The organism is Actinomadura sp. NPDC048394 (assembly GCF_040651755.1).
GTDB lineage: Bacteria > Actinomycetota > Actinomycetes > Streptosporangiales > Streptosporangiaceae > Spirillospora > Spirillospora montaniterrae.
Window position 1 is genome coordinate 153,971 of sequence record NZ_JBEZJL010000006.1, and the last position, 18,008, is coordinate 171,978.

At 73.4% G+C, this 18,008-nt stretch carries 17 protein-coding genes; 10 read left to right on the forward strand and 7 right to left on the reverse strand.

The window, feature by feature from the left end; translation table 11 throughout:
• Window positions 1–63: 63 nt before the first annotated feature.
• Together AB0C78_RS05855 and AB0C78_RS05860 are read left to right on the forward strand one after the other, a co-directional pair.
• Window positions 64–543 (forward strand): hypothetical protein, encoded by a 480-nt coding sequence (locus tag AB0C78_RS05855; RefSeq protein ID WP_360742247.1) that lies wholly within the window; start codon window positions 64–66, stop codon window positions 541–543.
• The gene (locus AB0C78_RS05860) at window positions 536–2,218 is read left to right on the forward strand and encodes a multicopper oxidase family protein (RefSeq protein ID WP_360742250.1); all 1,683 of its coding nucleotides are present in this window, start codon (window positions 536–538) and stop codon (window positions 2,216–2,218) included. Before AB0C78_RS05855 ends, AB0C78_RS05860 begins: the two co-directional genes overlap by 8 nt.
• Before the next feature lie 4 nt (window positions 2,219–2,222).
• On the opposite strand, the gene AB0C78_RS05865 is transcribed toward AB0C78_RS05860, so the two are convergent.
• The gene (locus AB0C78_RS05865) at window positions 2,223–2,672 is read right to left on the reverse strand and encodes a MarR family transcriptional regulator (RefSeq protein ID WP_360742253.1); all 450 of its coding nucleotides are present in this window, start codon (window positions 2,670–2,672) and stop codon (window positions 2,223–2,225) included.
• Between the two features lie 86 nt (window positions 2,673–2,758).
• Here AB0C78_RS05865 and AB0C78_RS05870 point away from each other — a divergent pair, with 86 nt between their 5' ends.
• On the forward strand, window positions 2,759–4,147 hold the full coding sequence (locus tag AB0C78_RS05870; RefSeq protein ID WP_360742256.1) for an MFS transporter: 1,389 nt from the start codon (window positions 2,759–2,761) through the stop codon (window positions 4,145–4,147).
• Between the two features lie 26 nt (window positions 4,148–4,173).
• Here the strand turns inward: AB0C78_RS05870 and AB0C78_RS05875 are convergent, their stop codons facing one another.
• Window positions 4,174–4,959 (reverse strand): SDR family NAD(P)-dependent oxidoreductase, encoded by a 786-nt coding sequence (locus AB0C78_RS05875; RefSeq protein ID WP_360742259.1) that lies wholly within the window; start codon window positions 4,957–4,959, stop codon window positions 4,174–4,176.
• A 114-nt stretch (window positions 4,960–5,073) separates the two neighbouring features.
• On the opposite strand from AB0C78_RS05875, the gene AB0C78_RS05880 reads away from it, so the two are divergent.
• Entirely contained in the window at window positions 5,074–5,727 is a 654-nt protein-coding gene (locus tag AB0C78_RS05880; protein ID WP_360742262.1) for a TetR family transcriptional regulator, read from the forward strand.
• Here AB0C78_RS05880 and AB0C78_RS05885 read toward each other — a convergent pair.
• The gene (locus tag AB0C78_RS05885) at window positions 5,724–7,319 is read right to left on the reverse strand and encodes a class I adenylate-forming enzyme family protein (RefSeq protein WP_360742265.1); all 1,596 of its coding nucleotides are present in this window, start codon (window positions 7,317–7,319) and stop codon (window positions 5,724–5,726) included. The genes AB0C78_RS05880 and AB0C78_RS05885 overlap by 4 nt on opposite strands.
• A gap of 194 nt (window positions 7,320–7,513) precedes the next feature.
• Here AB0C78_RS05885 and AB0C78_RS05890 point away from each other — a divergent pair, with 194 nt between their 5' ends.
• Window positions 7,514–8,437 (forward strand): serine hydrolase, encoded by a 924-nt coding sequence (locus tag AB0C78_RS05890; RefSeq protein WP_360742268.1) that lies wholly within the window; start codon window positions 7,514–7,516, stop codon window positions 8,435–8,437.
• On the opposite strand, the gene AB0C78_RS05895 is transcribed toward AB0C78_RS05890, so the two are convergent.
• On the reverse strand, window positions 8,434–9,060 hold the full coding sequence (locus AB0C78_RS05895; protein WP_360742272.1) for a TetR/AcrR family transcriptional regulator: 627 nt from the start codon (window positions 9,058–9,060) through the stop codon (window positions 8,434–8,436). The two genes, AB0C78_RS05890 and AB0C78_RS05895, sit on opposite strands and share 4 nt — an antisense overlap.
• 112 nt (window positions 9,061–9,172) lie before the next feature.
• Between AB0C78_RS05895 and AB0C78_RS05900 the strand changes: the two genes are divergently transcribed.
• The 3 genes from AB0C78_RS05900 to AB0C78_RS05910 are packed head-to-tail and all read left to right on the forward strand — an operon-like array spanning window position 9,173 to window position 12,348.
• Window positions 9,173–10,732 carry a class I adenylate-forming enzyme family protein gene (locus tag AB0C78_RS05900; protein WP_360742275.1) on the forward strand — a complete coding sequence of 520 codons (1,560 nt, stop codon included), beginning with the start codon at window positions 9,173–9,175 and terminating at the stop codon, window positions 10,730–10,732.
• Window positions 10,729–11,550 (forward strand): SDR family oxidoreductase, encoded by an 822-nt coding sequence (locus AB0C78_RS05905; protein WP_360742278.1) that lies wholly within the window; start codon window positions 10,729–10,731, stop codon window positions 11,548–11,550. The genes AB0C78_RS05900 and AB0C78_RS05905 overlap by 4 nt, the downstream gene beginning before the upstream one ends.
• Before the next feature lie 45 nt (window positions 11,551–11,595).
• Window positions 11,596–12,348 carry a hypothetical protein gene (locus AB0C78_RS05910; RefSeq protein ID WP_360742281.1) on the forward strand — a complete coding sequence of 251 codons (753 nt, stop codon included), beginning with the start codon at window positions 11,596–11,598 and terminating at the stop codon, window positions 12,346–12,348.
• Between the two features lie 19 nt (window positions 12,349–12,367).
• Here AB0C78_RS05910 and AB0C78_RS05915 read toward each other — a convergent pair whose 3' ends face one another.
• Window positions 12,368–13,207, reverse strand: coding sequence for an alpha/beta hydrolase (locus tag AB0C78_RS05915; RefSeq protein ID WP_360742284.1), 840 nt, complete (start codon window positions 13,205–13,207; stop codon window positions 12,368–12,370).
• Window positions 13,208–13,278: 71 nt separating this feature from the next.
• Between AB0C78_RS05915 and AB0C78_RS05920 the strand changes: the two genes are divergently transcribed.
• Window positions 13,279–14,352, forward strand: coding sequence for a helix-turn-helix domain-containing protein (locus AB0C78_RS05920; RefSeq protein ID WP_360742287.1), 1,074 nt, complete (start codon window positions 13,279–13,281; stop codon window positions 14,350–14,352).
• A gap of 16 nt (window positions 14,353–14,368) precedes the next feature.
• Here AB0C78_RS05920 and AB0C78_RS05925 read toward each other — a convergent pair whose 3' ends face one another.
• Window positions 14,369–15,502: a serine hydrolase domain-containing protein gene (locus tag AB0C78_RS05925; protein WP_360742290.1), complete on the reverse strand. Its 1,134-nt coding sequence runs from the start codon at window positions 15,500–15,502 to the stop codon at window positions 14,369–14,371.
• A 227-nt stretch (window positions 15,503–15,729) separates the two neighbouring features.
• Here AB0C78_RS05925 and AB0C78_RS05930 point away from each other — a divergent pair, with 227 nt between their 5' ends.
• A complete protein-coding gene (locus AB0C78_RS05930) occupies window positions 15,730–16,446 on the forward strand; it encodes an alpha/beta fold hydrolase (RefSeq protein ID WP_360742293.1) in 717 nt (238 codons plus the stop codon).
• Between the two features lie 43 nt (window positions 16,447–16,489).
• On the opposite strand, the gene AB0C78_RS05935 is transcribed toward AB0C78_RS05930, so the two are convergent.
• Complete coding sequence (locus tag AB0C78_RS05935; protein WP_360742296.1) at window positions 16,490–17,788, reverse strand: YncE family protein; 1,299 nt, start codon at window positions 17,786–17,788, stop codon at window positions 16,490–16,492.
• Between the last annotated feature and the right edge of the window lie 220 nt (window positions 17,789–18,008).

The following is an 18,008-nucleotide window of genomic DNA, read 5'->3' on the forward strand; positions in this document are numbered from 1 at the left end:
AGGATAACTCTCCGGTCATAGCGTCGCGGTGTCCGCGCATCGAGAGAGTGAGGAGGGCGCGCCATGGTCACCGCGGCCGACGAGTCCCGCCCGGCCCCGCCGGCCCCGGCCGGGACCGCACACCGGACGAGGCCCGCCGCGTGGGTCCTCCGGGCCGTCGTCAGCGCGCACGTCGTCGCGATCTTCGGGCAGCCGGTGTTCGCCGGGGTGTTCCTGAGCGGCGACTACGACGGGCTGCGCCTGCACGAGGCGGGCGCCAACGTCACCACGTCCCTCGGCTACGTCCAGCTGATCGCGGCGGTGGCGGTCTGGGTCCGGCTGCGCCGGGCCGGGCCGTTCCTCGCCACGCTGGGCCTGGTGGCGGCCGAGACCGTCCAGTACTTCGCCGGGATGGACGGCGCGCTGTGGCTGCACCTCCCGCTCGGCATGGCGACCATCGCCGCGCTCGTCGTGCAGTTCGCCGACGTGTGGCGCCGCCCCCTCGGACGGCGTCCGAAGCCGATCGCGGCCGGACCGAAGTGGGAGGAGACCGGCGATGAGTGACCACCACGACGACGACCGGCCCGGCCACGACGACGACCGGCCCGGACAGGCCGGACACGAGCGGCTCGACCGTGCCCGCGGCCTGGCCAGGCGGCATGTCCTGAGCATCGGCGGCGCGCTCGGGCTGGTGGCGTTCAGCGGCCTGACGACGGCGCGCGCGCTGGCCCGCCGCCCGCCGCGCACCGGCGCCGAACTGCGCAGCAAGGTGCCGTTGCCGCCCCCATTTCAGGTCCCGCTGCCGATCCCGCCCGTCCTGAAGCCGGTCAGCACCACCGGGGGCATCGACCGGTACGAGATGACGCAGCGCGAGACGGCCGCGGAGATCCTGCCCGGGGTCCGGACGCCGCTGTGGACGTACGAGGGCACCTTCCCCGGGCCGACGATCGAGTCGCGCCGCGGCCGTCCCGTGACGATCCGGCACCGCAACGAGCTGCCCGTGCCGACCGTCGTCCACCTGCACGGCGGACGGACCCCGGCCGCGTCCGACGGCTATCCGACCGACCTCGTCCTGCCGAAGGACTGGCCGGGCAGCGCCCGAGGGCACCACGGCATGCACGGCATGGGCGGCATGCGGGACCCACGCGCGGTCGAGAGCCGGCTTACGCGGGACTACACGTTCCCGCTGGACCAGCGGCCGACCCTGCTCTGGTACCACGACCACCGGATGGACTTCACCGCGCCCGCGATCTGGCGGGGCCTCGCCGGCCTGCACATCGTCCGCGACGACGCCGAGGAGGCGCTCGGCCTGCCCTCGGGGCACCGCGAGCTGCCGCTCATGATCGCCGACCGCGCGTTCGGCGACGACGGCGCGCTCGCCTACCCGGCGCTCGACCCCGCACTGCGCGAACGGCCGGGCGTCGAGGAGCCGTACCTCGCGGGCGTCCTCGGCGACGTGGTCCTCGTCAACGGCGCGCCGTGGCCCGTGCACGAGGTCGACGCCGCACGGTACCGGCTGCGCGTCCTTAACGCCTCGAACGCCCGGCACTACGAACTCGAAGCGGTCACGGACGACGGGCGCCGGCTCGACCTCGTCCAGGTCGGCGCCGACCAGGGCCTGCTGGCCGCGCCCGTCGTCCACCGGACGCTGCTGATCGCGCCGGCCGAACGCTACGACCTGGTCGTCGACTTCTCCGGCGTCCCGGTCGGCGGCCGCGTCAGGATCGCGAACCGGCTGGGCTCGGGCCGCACCCGCGACGTGATGGCGTTCCGGGTGGCGCGCAAGGCCCGGGACGGGAGCCGCGTCCCGCGCGTCCTGTCCACCGACGTGCCGTCCTGGCGCCGGTCCGACGCCGTCCGGGTCCGGGACTTCTCGTTCCGCGCCGGGCGCATGGGCGGGGGCATGGGCGGCGGCCACGGCTGGCTGATCGGCGGGCGGCCGTTCGACCCGGCGCGCACCGACGCCACCGTCCGGCTCGGCGACGTCGAGGTGTGGCGGCTGGTCGCCGACGTCCACCACCCCGTCCACCTGCACCTGGTCGGTTTCCGGGTGCTGTCGCGCGGCGGCGGGCGGCCGCTGCCCCGCGACGCCGGCCTCAAGGACACCGTCGCGCTCCGGCCGGGCGAGGCGGTCGAGATCGTCACCCGTTTCGACGGCTACCGCGGCCGCTACCTCTTCCACTGCCACAACGCCGAGCACGAGGACATGGGCATGATGGCGAACTTCGAGGTCGTCTGACGCCTCACCCGTCGCCGCGGCGGCGTTTGGCGTCGACGTTGGCGGTCAGCGCGCCGAGGAGGCCGGGCAGTTCCGCGACCGTCGCGGCGGGGAGGCCGGTCACGGTCTCCTCCGCCAGGGCGCACCACATCCGCTTCACCCGGCCGGCCAGCGCCCGGCCGTCCTCGGTGAGCTCGACGACGGTGGCGCGCTGGTCGCCGGGGGCGGGCGCGCGGCGGATGTGGCCGGCGGCTTCGAGCTTGCGGGCCATGAGCGTGACGCTGGGCCGCTCGACGCCGAGCGCCTCGCTCAGCTTGGCCTGGATCATCGGGCCGGTCCGGGCGAGTTCGAGCAGCAGCGCCTCCTGGCCGGGGTGCAGGCCGAGGGGGGCCAGCAGCTCGGCGGTCCGGGCCCGGTGGCGCAGGCTCAGCAGGCGGATCGCCTGGTTGAGGGCGTCGGCTCGGTCGAAGTCCACGGGCGCTCCTTGACAGGTTGGTTAGGCGGGATAACTATTATGCGCATAACGTTATCCGCATAACTAATTCTAGCCAAGGAGCCGGCATGACCGCCAAGAGCGCCGTCGCCCACGGCAGCCCGACCGACACCCCGCACCCCGGCCGCACCGGACCCGCATGGCTGCTCCTCGCCGTGGCGTGCGCCGGCCAGTTCATGGTGATCCTCGACTCGTCCATCGTGAACGTCGCCCTGCCCTCGCTCGACCGGGACCTCGGCTTCTCGCCCGCCGGGCTCGCCTGGGTGGTGAACGGCTACCTGCTCGCCTTCGCCGGGTTCCTGCTGCTCGGCGGGCGCGCCGCCGACCTGTTCGGCCACCGCCGGACGCTCACCGCCGGACTCGTCCTGTTCTCCGCGTCGAGCCTCGCCGGCGGGCTCGCGACCGTCCCCGCCGTCCTCGTCGCCGCCCGCGTCGCGCAGGGCATGGGCGCCGCCCTGCTGGCCCCCGCGACGCTCGCCGTGATCAACACCGGCTTCGCCGCGGGCCGCGAGCGCGCCCGCGCGTTCGGCGCCTGGTCCGCCGCCGGCGGCGTCGGCGGCACGGCCGGCGCCGTCGCGGGCGGCGCCCTCACCACCGGCCTGTCCTGGCGCTGGGTCTTCCTGATCAACGTGCCGATCGGCGCGGTGCTCGTCGCGGCCGCCCTGGCGGCGCTGCCCCGCGCCCGCACCGGCCGCCGGGAACCGCTCGACCTCGCCGGCGCCGTCACCGGGACGGCGGGCCTCGCCGCGCTCGTCTACGGGGTCATGCACGGCACCGACCACGGCTGGACGTCCGCGCCAGTCATCGGCCCGGCCGTGGCGGGCCTGCTCCTGCTCGGCGCCTTCGTCCTCGTGGAGGCGCGGTTCGCCGAGCGGCCGATGATGCCCCTGCGGCTGCTGCGCGTCCGCGGGGTCGCCGCCGGCAACGGCATGCTGCTGCTCTTCGGCGGGATCGCCATCGCGATGTGGTACTTCACCTCGCTGTTCCTGCAGGACGTCCTCGGCTACGGCGCGTTCCGGGCCGGGCTCGGGCAGACCCCGGCGGCCGTGACGTTCGTGCTGGTCGCGCGATGGGCCGCCGGACTGCTGCCGCGCCTCGGCGTCCGGCCCCTGATCCTCGCGGGCTCCGCCTGCTTCCTGGCCGGCTTCGGCTGGCTCTCCCAGGCGGGCGCCGGCAGCGCCTACCTCACCGGCATCCTCGGGCCCACGCTCCTCATCGCCGCCGGCATCGGGCTGACCTTCCCCACCCTCATGGCCGCGACGACCGCCGGCGTCCCCGAGGACGACGCGGGCGCCATCGGCGGCCTCGCGCAGACCGCGAGCCAGGTGGGCGGCTCCATCGGCCTGGCCGTGCTCACCACCGCCGGCGCCTACGATCGGGTCTTCCTCATGGCGGCCGGCCTCGCCCTGGCCATCGCCCTGAGCAGCCCGCTCCTGCCGCACCGGAGGCGCGGCTGACCGCCCGCCGGACGGTCGGAAGGCGGTCAGAAGTGGGTGCCGCCGTCGATGCGGACCTCGGTGCCGGTGATGAAGGCGCCGTCCTCCGACGCGAGCATCGCGACGACGCCCGCCACCGCCTCCGGCCCGGCGAACCCCTTCCCGAGCGCGGGGGAGAGCTTCGCGAACAGGCTCAGGTCGGCGTCCTCGGGCAGCCCCGGGCCCTGGCTCTGCCGGCTCTCCCCCGACCCGTCCGTCATCCCCGACGAGATCGAGCCGGGCTGGACGGCCGTGAACCGGATCCCCTGCCTGCCGTACTCGGCGGCGAGGGCGTGCGTCATCGACTGGATGCCGCCCTTGCTCGCCGCGTACGCCGCCATGTACGGGTGGGCGAACATCGCCGACGTCGAGCTGAAGTTGACCACGGCCGGGGCCGCGCCCTCCAGCAGCGCCGGGATCGCCTCGCGGATCACCAGGAAGGTGCCGGTCAGGTTCACCGTGATCACCCGGGTGAAGTCGGCCAGCGACGTCTGGTCGGTGTGCGAGGAGCGCAGGATGCCGGCCGCGTTCACCAGCACGTCCAGGCCGCCGAGGGTCGCGACGGCGGACGCCACGGCGGCGCGCACGGACGCCTCGTCCGCCACGTCCACGATCACCGTGCTCAGGCGCCCGGCATGGTCGCCCGCCTTCGCCACGGTGTCCTTGAGGCCTGCCTCGCTCACGTCGGCGGCGACCACGTCGCCGCCCTCCGCGAGCATGCGGAGCACCGTGGCCTGACCGATGCCCGAGCCGCCGCCGGTGACGAGTGCCCGGCGTCCGTTGTAGCGGTCCATGTCGTCTCCTCTGCCAGGTGAGAACCCCTTTATGTCCACGGTACGTCAAAGTGGCACATTTTGTCAGTTTGGCTCTGCGTGCCGAACTGTCGCCACCGGACGTAGGCTGCCCCCATGACCACGAAGCAGGACCGGACGTCCCGCTCGCCCTCGCTGACCGAGCGCCGCAAGGCCGCGACGCAACTCGACATCGCCCGCGCCGCCGCCGAGCTGTTCGCCGACAAGGGGCCCGACGGCACGACCGCCGAGGAAATCGCCGGCCGCGCCGGCGTCGCGCTGCGCACCTTCTACCGCTACTTCCGCAACAAGCAGGACGCGGTCGGCCCCCTCCTGTCGTCCGGCGGGGACCGCTGGCGCGCGCTGCTCGCCGAGACCGCCCCCGGCCCCGGCCCCGGCGCCGACCTGGCCCGGGCGATCGAATCCGCGGCGGTCGCGTCCCTGTCCCCGCAGGACGACGTCGGCGCCGAGGGCCTGCGCTGGACCCGCGGCCTGCTGCGCGCCGCCGAGAACGACCCCGCCCTGCGGGCCGTCTGGTGCCAGGTCAACCACGACTCCGAGGAGCGGCTCCTCCCCGTCCTGGCCCGCCTCGCCGGACCGGACACCGACCCCCTCGAACTCCGCCTGGTCGCCGCCGCCGCGACCAGCGCGATCCGCGTGTCACTGGAGGCATGGGCCGCGTCGGACGCCGACACCGCCGAGTCCCCGGCGCAGTTGGTGGTGCGCTGCCTTCGCGAACTGACCGCCGGCCTGCCCCTGCTGACTCGCTAGGGGGTGAGGCGGCGGCGGATGTCGGCGCGCAGCTCGCCCTTGGCCACCTTGCCGCCGGACGAGCGCGGCAGGCGGTCGAGCACGACGAGCCGCTCCGGGTGCCATTCGCGGGAGACGCCGCGCTCCGTCAGGTGTCCGGTGAGCGCCTCCAGGTCGAGCACGGCGCCCGGGCGCAGCTCGGCGTAGACGCACACGCGCTCGCCGAACACCTCGTCCGGCATCGCGACGGCCGCGGCGAGCGCGACCGCGGGATGGGTGCTCACCTCCGCCTCGACGGCGGCGGCGCTGATGTTCTTCCCGCCCCGGATGATCAGGTCGCTCTGCCGTCCGACCACGCGCAGGCAGCCGGCGTCGTCGATCTCGACGATGTCGGCCATCAGCATCCAGCCGTCGGGCGTGAACAGCGCCCGGTCGGCGTCCGGGTCCTCGTAGTAGCCGGGGGAGGTGGCGGGACCCTTGCAGCCGGGCTGCCCGGGCCGGCCGCTGCCCGTGATGTCGGATCCGTCGGCCGGGTCGAACAGCCGCACCCGCATCTCCGGGACGACCCGTCCGGCGGTGCGCAGCCGCACCTCGCGCGGGTCGTCCAGCGACGTGCGGCTGAGCGCGCCGGTCTCGTTCGAGCCGTAGAACTGCAGCACCTTCGCGCCCGTGGCCTCCTCGAACCGCGCCGCGCGCTCGTAGGGGACGGCCTCGCCGCCGGTGAACATGCAGCGCAGCGACCCGAGGTCGCGCTCCTTCTCCTCCTGCGCGTTCAGCAGCATGATGAACTGCGTCGTCACGCAGTGCAGGACGGTGACCCGGTGCCGCTCGATCAGGTCGAGCGCGGCGTGCGCGTCGAACCGCTCCATCAGCACGGTCGGGATCCCGAGGACCGCCGGGGAGAAGTGCGCCGTCCACAGCCCGAACCCGAACGGCGCGGGGACGGCGCCCATGAACACGTCCTCCGCCGTCAGCCTCCCCGCCCGCCGCGCCAGCTCCGCGAAGTAGAACCAGCGGTTCTGGGTGTGCGACACGCATTTCGGCAGCCCGGTCGTGCCCGAGGTCGAGTTGATGACGGCCAGGTCGTCGGGGCCGAGGGCGCGGCCGGTCAGGTCGCCTTCGCGCGGGTCGTCCGGGAGGCCGAGCCGGTCCACGACCACATGGCGGGAGAGGTCGGCGCCGTCGGCGCGCAGCTCCGCCACCAGTTCGGCGGACGGCGCGCCGCGATGCTCGCCGAGCGTCACCAGGGTCCGCGCGCCGGTCCGCTCCAGCAGGTGCCGCAGCTCGCGGCGGCCCGCCCGCGCGCCGACGCCGACCAGCACCAGCCCCGCCTTCTCCGCCGCCACCGCGGTCACGTGCCAGGCCGGCCCGTCCGGCAGCAGCGCCGCCACCCGCTCGCCCGGCGCCAGGCCCAGCCCCGCGAGATGCCCGGCCAGCCGCGTCGAATGCTCCTCGTAACGCGACCACGACAGCGTTCCGTCCGCCGTGACGTAGGCGGCGCCGTCCGGCCGCCGCGCCGCGTTCCGCCGGACGTACCCGGCGACGGTCTCCGACCCCCACCAGCCGGCGGCCCGGTACGCCGCGATGGTCTCCCGGTCGAAGGGACTGGTCACGGATGCCTCCTCGGACGTCGGCGAGCTGCTCCGAAAGATGCCACAACGTCCGGAAGGCCCACCTGCCGATGAAATCTTGCCGTTCCGGCAAGGCGGACCCCGCAATCTCGCGTTAATGCCGTGCAAGGCGGATTATCAAGCAGTTCTCAGATCGGCTGCCGGTTGCCTTCAGGAACGGCCGCCACGGTCGTGCCATGCGCAACCCAAAGGCGCGGCGGTTCGCCCTCATGCTCCTCGGCCTGACGCTGCCGCTCACGATGCTCCTCGGGGCGGCGGCGTGGAAATTCGGCGGGCCGGACACCAGCGAGGCCGGGCGCGCGCCGGTGGCCGCGCCCAGCGACGCCGCCGACCTCGCACCGGAAACGAGCCCGTCCCCGACGGCGAGCGCGTCGCCGGCGCCGCGCCGGATCGACCGCCGCAAGCTGGCCAAGGCCATCGAGAAGGCCGTCAAGGGCGACGCGCGCGTGTCGGTGTCGGTGAGCGACCTGACGGACGGCACCTCCTATACCTACGGGGCGTCGCGGCGGTTCGTGACGGCGAGCATCGTCAAGGTCGACATCCTCGCGGCCCTGCTGCTGCAGGCGCAGGACCAGCGGCGGGCGCTCACGGCGTCCGAGAAGAGCCTGGCCACTCGCATGATCGAGAACAGCGACAACGCCGCCGCGAACGCGCTGTGGTCCGCCATCGGCGGCGCGGCCGGGCTGGCGAAGGCCGGCAAGCGGCTGGGCTTGAAGGAGACGACGGCGACGAGCGTCAGCTGGGGGCTGACCAGCACCAGCGCCCGCGACCAGGTCCGGCTGCTGAACGCGCTCGTCTCCGGCGACGGGCCGCTGAGCAGGAGCGGCCGCCGGTACATCCTCGGCCTGATGAGCCGGGTGGACACCACGCAGGACTGGGGCGTCAGCGCGGGGGCCGCCGCCGGGGACGCCGTCGCGCTGAAGAACGGCTGGCTGCCCCGCTCCGCCGACGGGGGCCTGTGGGTCATCAACAGCATCGGCCGGATCAAGGGCGACCACGACTACTCGATCGCGGTCCTCTCCGACCGGAACGCGTCCATGGACGCGGGCGTCGCCCTGGTCGAGACGGTGACGGAGGCCGTCTTGGACGAGCTGTCCTAAGCACCGCCCGGCATCGCCCGCGCGCCGGTGAGGATGATGTCGACGAGCGTCTCGGCGTAGGCGGGGAACGTCCGGCGGAGACGGGCCCGGCTGCTCTCCGGCGTCGACTCCCAGTGCGTGGACATCGCGCCGACGAGCAGGTCCGGCAGGGTCGACGACCGCACGGCCGGCGCCAGCTCGCCGCGGGCGATCGCCCGGCGGGTGATCTCGCGGGCGGCCTCGGTGCGGGGCCGGTTGATCATTTCCTCGTACAGCGCCGCGAGCGCGGGCTCGGCGCGCGAGTCGAGGGAGATCCGCCGGCCGGCCAGGGCGCGGTCGGTGTGCCGGTACCAGTGCACCCATTGCCGCGCGTAGTCCAGGAGGTCGGCGCGGACCGAGCCGCGGTCCCGGGCGGTCGGGAAGTCCAGGTTGTGCAGCGCCGAGACGAGCAGCTCCTCGCCACCGGACCAGCGCCGGTAGATGGCCGGCTTGCCGACGCCCGCCTCCCGCGCCACCGCGTCGAACGTGAAGCCGCCCCAGCCCGCGCGGGCGTAGACGCGGACCGCCGCCTCGAAGACCCGGGGCTCGATCAGCGGGTCCCGCTTGCGTCCCGCCGTCGAACCGGACGTTCGGGCCTCGGGCATGGCGGGGATCCTTCGCGGCGGTCGGCGGGCGACCCATTGTAGGTCCGGCCCTTTACGTACGGGAATCGTACGTAATAGGCTCCGGGCACCGCGATCGTCGAGAGTGGGTCCCATGCCGCAGGCGGACACCGAGCCGCGACCGACCGTCCCCGAACTGCTCAGGCGCGGCGCGCGCGAGTTCGGCCGCGAGCGGTACCTGGTGACGCCCACCGACCATCTGACCTACGCCGAAGCCGACCGCCGCTCCGCGCTCGCCGCACGGTGGCTGCTCCGCCACGGCGTCGGCAAGGGGACGCGCGTCGGCCTGTTCTTCACCAGCGACACCGAATGGGCCGTTTGGTGGCTCGCCGCGAGCCGCATCGGCGCCGTCGTCGTCCCGCTGAGCACGCTGTACGCCCCGGCCGAGATCGCTAAGGTGCTGCGGCTCGCCGACGTCGCCGTGCTCGTCGCCCCCGCCCGCGTCCTCAAGATCGACGTCGCCGAGCGGTTCGAGGCCGCGCTTCCCGGGCTGCCGGGGCAGCGGGCCGGGGACCTGTGCCTGCCAGCCGCGCCCTACCTACGCCGCATCGTGCTCACCGGCCCGTCCGACCGCTCCTGGGCCACGGTCTGGGACGCCGCGAGCACCGCCCTCGCCCCCACCGGACTCCTGGCCGCCGTCGAGAACGAGGTCACCCCCGCCGACCTGGCGATCATGGTCCACACCTCGGGGTCGACGGCCGACCCGAAGGGCGTCCTGCACACGCACGGCACCCTCGTCCGGCAGACCTCCACCTGGCCCGCGGCGATCCGGGCACTGACCGGCGCCTCCGGCGTGCCGCGCATCCTGTGCGCGATGCCGTTCTTCTGGATCGGCGGCGTCCTCGCCACGACGGGCGCGCTCCACGAGCCGGTGACCGTGCTCGTCCTGCCGCGTCCGGAGGCCGGCGCGGCGCTGGACCTGATCGAGCGGGAACGCGGGCACGGCGTCGTCGGCTGGCCGGCGTTCACCCAGCAGCTGCGCGACCACCCGTCCTTCGCCGAACGCGACCTCGGCGGCGCGCCCATGCTGAGGGACGGCCCGCTCGACCTCGCCATGCACGGCGTCCCGGACGGCTACCCCGTCCACCGCAGCATGACCGAGACGGCCGGCGGCTTCGCCTTCACCGACATCGCGATCGTCGACGGCGAGGGCCGGCCCGTCCCCGACGGCGACGTCGGCGAGCTGCTGATCCGCGGCGTCGGGACGATGGCGGGCTACAACAAGCGCGAGCGGTCCGAGGTGTTCGACCAGGACGGCTGGTACCACACCGGTGACCGCGTCTACCGCCGCACCGGCGACCCGCGCCTCTTCTATGTGGGACGCACCAGCGAACTCATCAAGGCGGCCGGGGCGAACGTGTCCCCGCGCGAGGTCGAGTCGGTGATCGAAGCGTTCGACGAGGTCACCCAGTGCGTGGTCATCGGGACCGACCACCCCACGCGCGGCGAGGAGGTCTGCGCGGTCATCGTGCCCGCCGCCCAGGACGTCGACGTGGAGGCCCTCGCCTCGCGGGCACGCCGGCACCTGTCCGCCTACAAGGTCCCGACCCGCTGGGTCATCACGCCGAGCGAGCGGATACCGACGCTTCCGAGCGGAAAGTTCGACCGCAGGAAGCTCCGCACCCTGGTCACGGACGGGATGGAGAGAACATGACGCAGCGCGTCGCGGTGGTCATCGGAGCCGGCGGCATGGGACAGGCCATCGCCCGGCGCGTCGGCCCGTCCGCCCACCTCCTGGTGGCCGACCACAGCCAGGAGGTCCTGGACGCGGTCGCCGCGCAACTCACCGACGAGGGCCACCAGGTCACCGCCCAGCGGGTGGACGTGTCCTCCCGCAAGCCGGTCGCCGCGCTGGCCGAGCAGGCCGCCTCCCTGGGCCCGGTGCAGGCGGTCGTGCACACCGCCGGGCTGTCGCCCGTGCAGGCGCCGGTGCCGGCGATCCTGGCCGTCGACCTGCTCGGCGTCGCGCTCGTCCTCGAGGAGTTCGGCGAGGTCGTCGCGCCCGGCGGCGCCGGCCTCGTGATCGCCAGCATGGCGGGCCACTTCTATCCGGGCCTCCCCCGCGAGCAGGAGCGGGCCCTGGCCACCACCCCGGCCGACGAGCTGCTCTCCCTCCCGATCTGCGACGCGTCCGCCTTCGCCGACAGCGGGACCGCCTACGCCTTCGCCAAGTACGCGAACCGGCTGCGCGTCCAGGCCGCCAGCACCGCCTGGGGCGCCCGCGGCGCCCGGATCAACTCGATCAGCCCCGGCGTCATCGCCACCCCCATGGGCCGCGCCGAACTCGGCAGCGAGCACGGCGCCGGCATGAGGATGATGATCGACGCCTCCAACGCCAAGCGGACCGGCACCCCCGCCGACATCGCCGCCGCCGCCGAGTTCCTGCTCGGCCCCGCCGCGTCCTTCATCTCCGGCACCGACCTGCTCGTCGACGGCGGCGCAGTCGCCGCCGTAACGTCCCTGACCCCCTGACCCCACCGCCCCCGGTACGTCGGCTTCGCGCCTTATGATCACTCGGTGCTGTTGCGCCTGTCTTGCCTCTCCGCCTGTGTCGCGATGTCCGCCATGCTCGTCAGCGCTTGCGGCACGGCTGGGGGCGATAGAACGGCTGGAAGCGATAAAGGCGACCGAGTGCGTGAAGACACGCCGACGCCTGCGGCGGCATCGGACGGTGCCGACGACCTGAAGCGGGCGTTGCTGCCGATGCCGCCGGCGCAGCCGGACGACATGCTGCGCTTCGGCCCGGTGACGGGCCCCTACTCCACGGTCTTCGCGAAATTGGTCGACGGGCAAGCACAGCCGCCCCTGGGACGCTGTTTCAAAGCGATGTCGGTCCCGGGGCGGATCGAAGAACTCGGCGATGCGGGCCGCGTCGCGCCCGCGGTCCTGGCCATGTGGACTGACAGGAAGCGTCGCGTGACCGTGCAGGAGACGATCCTTCGGCTGCCCGGCGCGTCCACGCGAAGGCTGGTCACGACCGAGGTACCGGAAACCTGCCGTGACTTTTCCTTCTCCGTCGGGGGCGAGCACTACCGACGCACGCTGAAGAGCGACATCGTGCGGCAGCGTGATGGCGCGTCGGAGCGGATCCAGTTCGTCGAGGATCGGGCCGGCGAGGCGACCACCCACAGTTGCCAGCTCACCCATCAGCGCGAGGGTCATGTGCTGCTGCTGTCCATTTCCCAGGTCAGGGCACCCTTCGCGAGGACGGTCTGCCTTGACGCGATCAAGGAAGCCGACGACCGCGCCACGGCGGCCCTCGGGCGGTGAGCGCGGCGCGGGGCTGGGGTCAGGGGGTGAGGAAGTCGGTGAGGGTTCGGGCTATGTCGGTGGGGGCGTTCTCGGTGGGGATGTGGTCCGCGTGCGGGATGCGGACGAGCGTGGTCCGGGGGATCTCCGCGGCGAACCTCTCGGCGTACTCCACCTTCTCGAAGCCGTCGTCCTCGCCCCAGATCAGCAGCTTGGGCGTCGTCGACCGCCGGAGCGCGGGGACGAGGTCGAGGGTGTAGCGGCTGTCGGCCGCGCGCGCCATGGCCAGCCAGGAGCGGCGGACCCGTGGATCGTTCCACGGATCCACGTAGTCGGCGATCAGCTGCTCGGTCGCGGCGTCGGCCAGCGCGCCCGCCACGGCCTCACGGCGGGCGGCGAGCAGGTCATCGGCGGTGGTCGCCGCGGCGGCCTCCGGGTCCCGGAACCGGGCGACGTGGGGCGCCGGCCAGGAGTCGTAGAGGACCGAGTTGACCAGGGCCAGCCGGGGGATCTCCAGCCGGCCGTGGACGAGGAGATGCTGGGCGATCGCGCCGCCGATGTCATGGCCGGCCACGGCGACCGGCCCGGACAGCCCCAGCGCGGACGCGAACCGGACCACCCAGTCCGCGAGGACCGGGACCGTGGCCGTGTCCAGGGTGAGCTCGCCGCCCGAGCGCCCCAGCCCGGGAAGATCGACCGCAACGGGCCTTAGGCCTGCGTCCGCGAGGCGGCCCAGCACCGGGAGCCATACCCGGCTCCAATACGTGCCGTGCAGCAGGAGCACGACCGGGCCGTCCTGCCCTGCGGTCAGGTAGCTGGCCGTTTCGCCGTCGACCTGGATCGCGCTCCTCCGCACGTCCGTTCCCGTGGTTTCGCTCATGGGACCACTGTGACCGGGGCCCGCTTCCCGGGCCGAGAGTCCAAAAAGACACCTGTGGGTATGTTCCTGCCATGAGTCGTCATCGGGTGGTGGCCCTGCTCAACCCGCCGCAGTCGCCGTTCGAGCTCGCCTGTGCATCGGAGGTCTTCGGCACCGTCCGGCAGGACGTGCCGGCCCGCTACACCTTCCGGGTCTGCGCCGAGCACCCCGGCCCGCTGCCGACCACCGTCGGCTACGCGATGCTCGTGGACGCGGGGCTGGAGGCCCTGGACGAAGCGGACACCGTGATCATTCCCGGCTGGCAGCCGGCCGGCGCCCCGGCGCCGCCGGCCGTCACCGAAGCGCTGCTCGCCGCGCACCGGCGCGGGGCCCGGATCGTCGCCATCTGCACGGCGGCGTTCGTCCTCGCCCAGGCCGGGCTGCTCGACGGCCGGCGCGCCACCACCCACTGGCGCCACACCGGCCTGCTCGCCGCCGGCTTCCCGGAAGTGCGGGTGGACCCGGACGTGCTCTACGTCGACCACGGCGACGTGGCGACCAGCGCGGGCACGGGCGCGGGCATCGACCTGTGCCTGCACCTCGTCCGCTCCGACCACGGCGCGGCGTACGCCGCGCAGATCGCCCGGAACATGGTCCTGCCGCCGCACCGGGAAGGCAGCCAGCTGCAGTACGCGACACTGCCCGCACCGGCCCGGGCGGACGAGTCGCTGGCGCCGCTCCTGGAGTGGGCCGCGTCCCGGCTCGGCACCCGGCTGACCGTCGCCCGGCTCGCCGAGCACGCCGGGCTGTCGAGCCGGACCCTCGCCCGGCGGTTCACCGAGCAGCTCGGCACCAGCCCGGGACAGTGGCTGCTCGGCCGGCGCCTCGACGCGGCACGGGTCCTGCTGGAACGGACCGACCTTCCGGTGGAGAGCATCGCGACCCGGGTCGGGCTCGCGTCGGCGGTCAACCTGCGGCGCCGCTTCCGCGCGCACCTCGGCACCACACCCGGCACCTACCGGCGGACCTTCGGCGAACCGCCGCACGAACCACCGCGCGAACCGCCGCGCGAACCGCCGCACGAACCACCGCACGAACCGCCGCGCGAACCGCCGCACGAACCGCCGCGCGAACCGCCGCGCGAACCGCGACCGGCGGGTCGATAGCGCGTCGGCGCATGGCTCACGCGCCGGCGCGGCAGAGTTCCTGCTCGGCGGTGGAGAGGGTCTGCCGGCGCAGCGAGGGCTGCAGAGAATTGGTGTTCATGAGCAGCGTGACCCGGCGGTGGCCGAATTGCATCGTGCTGGAGGTGTATCCGTCGATGTCCCCGAGGGAGCCGTAGGCGGTGCCGCACGGAGTCGAGGCGATCGTCAGGCCGAGGCCGTAACCGATGCCGGGCATGCCGACGGCGGCGAAGAACGCATCGGCTCCCGGCGTGGGCCGCTTCATCTCGGTGAGCAGGTGCCGGGAGAAGAGGTCGCCGCCGAGCAGCGCCCCGAGGAACCGGTCGACGTCGGCGCCCGTCGACACCATCCCCGCCGCCGCCCCCGCCGCGCCGGCGCTCGTCCGGGTGGTCACGTCGATCGCGGGACCGGAACGGGGCGGCAGCGGAGCGGCGAAGACGTAGCCGCGCGCCTGCCGGGGCGCGACCGCGGTCGCGGTCGGGAAGGTCGTGCCGGTCAGGTGGAGGGGGCGGATCAGACGCGTCCGCACCTCGTCCTGGATCGGGCGGCCCGTGACCCGGTGAACGATCTCGCCGAGGACGATGTAGTTGGTGCTCGAGTAGCGGAAGCCCGTCCCTGGCGCGAAGTAGGGCGCATGCGCCGCGCCCAGGGCGATGAGCTGCGCCGGGGTGTAGGGGGCGCCGGGGTCGAAGCGAGGATCGTCCGAGTAGTCGAAGAGCCCGCTGGTGTGGTCGAGCAGTTCCCGCACGGTGATCTGCCCGGCGTTCGGGACCGGGTCGGGCAGGAGCCCCGCGATCGGCCGGTCGAGCGCGAGCTTGTGCTCCGTGACCAGCTGCAATACCACTGCGGCCACGAACGTCTTGGTGATGGACGCGATCCTGAACCGGTCGTCGGGCCGCATCGCCCGGCCCGCCGGGATGTCCGCGAGGCCCGCGGCCGCCCGCCGCGCCGCCCGCCCGTCGCGGCTCGTGACCGCGACCACGCCGGGTACGCCGTCGGCGTCGACGAGATTCTGGATCTCCGCCCGCAACGGGGCATCGCGGGACGGCGCGCTCGTCGCGCGCGCCGGCGACGTGGAGGCGACCCCGACCAGCGCGGCGGCGACGAGGGCGGCACAACGCTTCAACCACATGCGCGTTCTCCTTCATGACCAGGCATGACCGCCAGAATCGGCGACCGCTCGGCCGGCCGTCTTGGAGGAATGTTCCGCGCTCGCGGTCCGTGTCCGTGGTCCCAGCGCGTACAGGCGGACATTTGTACAAGCCACCGGCCTCCCCCTGCGGCGACAGTGGGCGCATGCCCCATACCGGTTCAGGGATTTACTGGGAAGAGCACGGCGAAGGCCCACGGACGCTCGTCATGCTGCCGGGGTTCGGCGCGACGGCCGAGCTGATGACCGGCATCGTGCGGCACCTGAGCGGATTCCGCGTCCTGGTGTTCGACCTGCCCGGACATGGCCGTTCCGTGCGTGCGGCGGCGGACGGGAGGCTGCCCGCGCTGGCCGCGACCCTGCACGACGCGATCAACGAGGCGATCAACGACGCGGGCGTCGGCGCCTACCACCTGGCCGGCTGCTCGCTCGGCGGCGCGATCGCGCTGCGCCTCGCCCTCGACCACCCGGACGAGGTGCGCGCGCTGGTCGGCATCGTTCCGTGGAACGCCGCGGGGACGACCGCCGAGGACGAGGTGATGGCCGGCTTCGACGCCGTGTACGGCGACGCCGAGGCCCTCGCGCAAGGAGTGGCGGCGATCTCCGTGGACCCGTCGAGGACGTCCCGTCTGGCCGGCAGCATGCTGACCGTCACGGAGCGGATGTGGCACGGCTGGCTCGCAGGCGGCGCCCTGACGAGCCAGGCCGACGAACTGCCCGGCCTGCGCGTGCCGACCTGCTACATACTCGGCGGCAAGGACGTCGTCGTCGATCAGGCGAAACAGCTCGACGACATCCGGCGCATCCCCGGAGGCCGGGCGGTGCTGCTGAGCGACCTCGGCCACCTGTGCGGTCTCGAAAGGCCCGACATCGTGGCGGACGAGATCACCGCGTTCCTGGACTCCGTTCCGGCGGCCGGGGCATAGGGCGACCCAGCACGCCCTACGCCCCGGTGTCCGCGGGAGGAGGTCAGCTCGTGGGGCCGGTCCAGCCGACCGGGACGTGGGCGATGCGGACGCGCTGCGGGTGGTCGCCCACGGGCACGGAGACGACCTTCTGCCCGGTGGCGAAGTCGATCGCGGTGACGCGGTCGGCGCCGCTCTCGGAGATGACGCAGTCGCGGCCGTCGCCGCTGACGGTGGCCCAGTAGGGCTTGGACGCGGTGACGAGCGGGCCTTCCTGGAGGGTGGCGCGGTCGACGACGGTGGCGTAGTCGTCCATGGTCCCGGCGACGCACAGCCTGGTGCCGGCGGGGTTCATGGACAGCCCGTGGTGCCGGGAGTCGTTGACGAAGGTGGTGCGGTCGTCGCTGGTCGCGGGGTTCTTCGGCAGGGTCTTGATGCGGGTGATCTTGTCGGTGGCGACGTCGTACTCGATGAACCCGTTGAAGAACGAGACCTGGAAGTACAGCTTGGAGAAGTCGGGGCTGAACACCGCGGGCCGGACGGCGTTCGACAGGTCCTTGCGGCCGAAGGCGTCCAGCCGCGAGCGCATGTCGATGGTCTTGACGACCTTGTAGGTGGAGGCGTCGGCGATGGTGATGTGCCGGTCGCCCTTGGTCCAGTCCAGGGACGGGTCGTCGAGGTTGGTGCTGACGTTCCCGATGGACATGTTCCAGATGTACTTGCCGCCGTTGGTCCAGATGTTCTCGTGCGGGGTGTCGCCGGTGGCGAACGAGCCGAGCTGCTTTCCGGTGGTGATGTCGAGCACGGAGACGGTGCCGGACAGCGACGACGACACCGCGACCTTGGTCCCGTCGGGCGAGACGGCCATGTGGTCGGAGCGGTAGCCGGGGACGGCGAACCGCCATTTGACCTTGTCGGTGGCCAGGTCGATGGAGACGACGTCGCCGAAGCTGGGCCGGGAGGCGACCAGGGCGCTGCCGTCGGGCGTGGAGTACAGGTCGTCGACGAGCTGGTCGTGCCCCTCGCCGGGGCCCTGCTGGACGGCCAGGTAGACGGCGAGGTTGACCGGGTTGAGGTAGATCGCGGCGAGCCGCTGGGTCTTGTCGGGGACGACGTTGATGCGGCCGATCTTGGCGAAGGCGCCGCTGGACTCGATGACGTCCGCGGTGCCGTCCCAGTTGTTGCCGACGAACATCACCTCGCGGAGGGCGGGCGCCGCGTGGGCGGTGCCCGCGGTGGCGAGGGCGGGCGCGACGGCCCCGGCGGCCAGGACGGCCGCTGCGGCGATGGTCCGCAGCCGCCGGAACCCGCGGGCGCGGGCGGTCGCGGGGGTGGTCGGGGCAGGGGTGGGTGCAGCGTGCATGTCGTTTCTCCAGGGGGGTGGGATGCCCGGAACGGGCGGGAAACGGTGGAGCCGCTGGGTGGCGCTTCGCGGGCATGACCGGCCGGGTGGTCCGCCCGCCGTGCGCGCCCCTCAATCTGAATATGGCCGTATTCAGACTTTGGTTACTGGATAGTAGGCAGGGCTGGGCGGGCGGTGCAAGACCCGTGCGGGAGGATTGTGCGCACCACCAGGTAGGGGG

Bases quoted from the DNA above. Each gene is read 5' to 3' on its own strand.
- AB0C78_RS05915 (WP_360742284.1), bottom strand. From the start codon at position 13,207: ATGAGCGAAACCACGGGAACGGACGTGCGGAGGAGCGCGATCCAGGTC.
- AB0C78_RS05905 (WP_360742278.1), top strand. From the start codon at position 10,729: ATGACGCAGCGCGTCGCGGTGGTCATCGGAGCCGGCGGCATGGGACAG.
- AB0C78_RS05880 (WP_360742262.1), top strand. From the start codon at position 5,074: ATGACCACGAAGCAGGACCGGACGTCCCGCTCGCCCTCGCTGACCGAG.
- AB0C78_RS05900 (WP_360742275.1), top strand. From the start codon at position 9,173: ATGCCGCAGGCGGACACCGAGCCGCGACCGACCGTCCCCGAACTGCTC.
- AB0C78_RS05870 (WP_360742256.1), top strand. From the start codon at position 2,759: ATGACCGCCAAGAGCGCCGTCGCCCACGGCAGCCCGACCGACACCCCG.
- AB0C78_RS05875 (WP_360742259.1), bottom strand. From the start codon at position 4,959: ATGGACCGCTACAACGGACGCCGGGCACTCGTCACCGGCGGCGGCTCG.
- AB0C78_RS05860 (WP_360742250.1), top strand. From the start codon at position 536: ATGAGTGACCACCACGACGACGACCGGCCCGGCCACGACGACGACCGG.
- AB0C78_RS05925 (WP_360742290.1), bottom strand. From the start codon at position 15,502: ATGTGGTTGAAGCGTTGTGCCGCCCTCGTCGCCGCCGCGCTGGTCGGG.
- AB0C78_RS05895 (WP_360742272.1), bottom strand. From the start codon at position 9,060: ATGCCCGAGGCCCGAACGTCCGGTTCGACGGCGGGACGCAAGCGGGAC.
- AB0C78_RS05930 (WP_360742293.1), top strand. From the start codon at position 15,730: ATGCTGCCGGGGTTCGGCGCGACGGCCGAGCTGATGACCGGCATCGTG.
- AB0C78_RS05890 (WP_360742268.1), top strand. From the start codon at position 7,514: ATGCGCAACCCAAAGGCGCGGCGGTTCGCCCTCATGCTCCTCGGCCTG.
- AB0C78_RS05855 (WP_360742247.1), top strand. From the start codon at position 64: ATGGTCACCGCGGCCGACGAGTCCCGCCCGGCCCCGCCGGCCCCGGCC.
- AB0C78_RS05920 (WP_360742287.1), top strand. From the start codon at position 13,279: ATGAGTCGTCATCGGGTGGTGGCCCTGCTCAACCCGCCGCAGTCGCCG.
- AB0C78_RS05935 (WP_360742296.1), bottom strand. From the start codon at position 17,788: ATGCACGCTGCACCCACCCCTGCCCCGACCACCCCCGCGACCGCCCGC.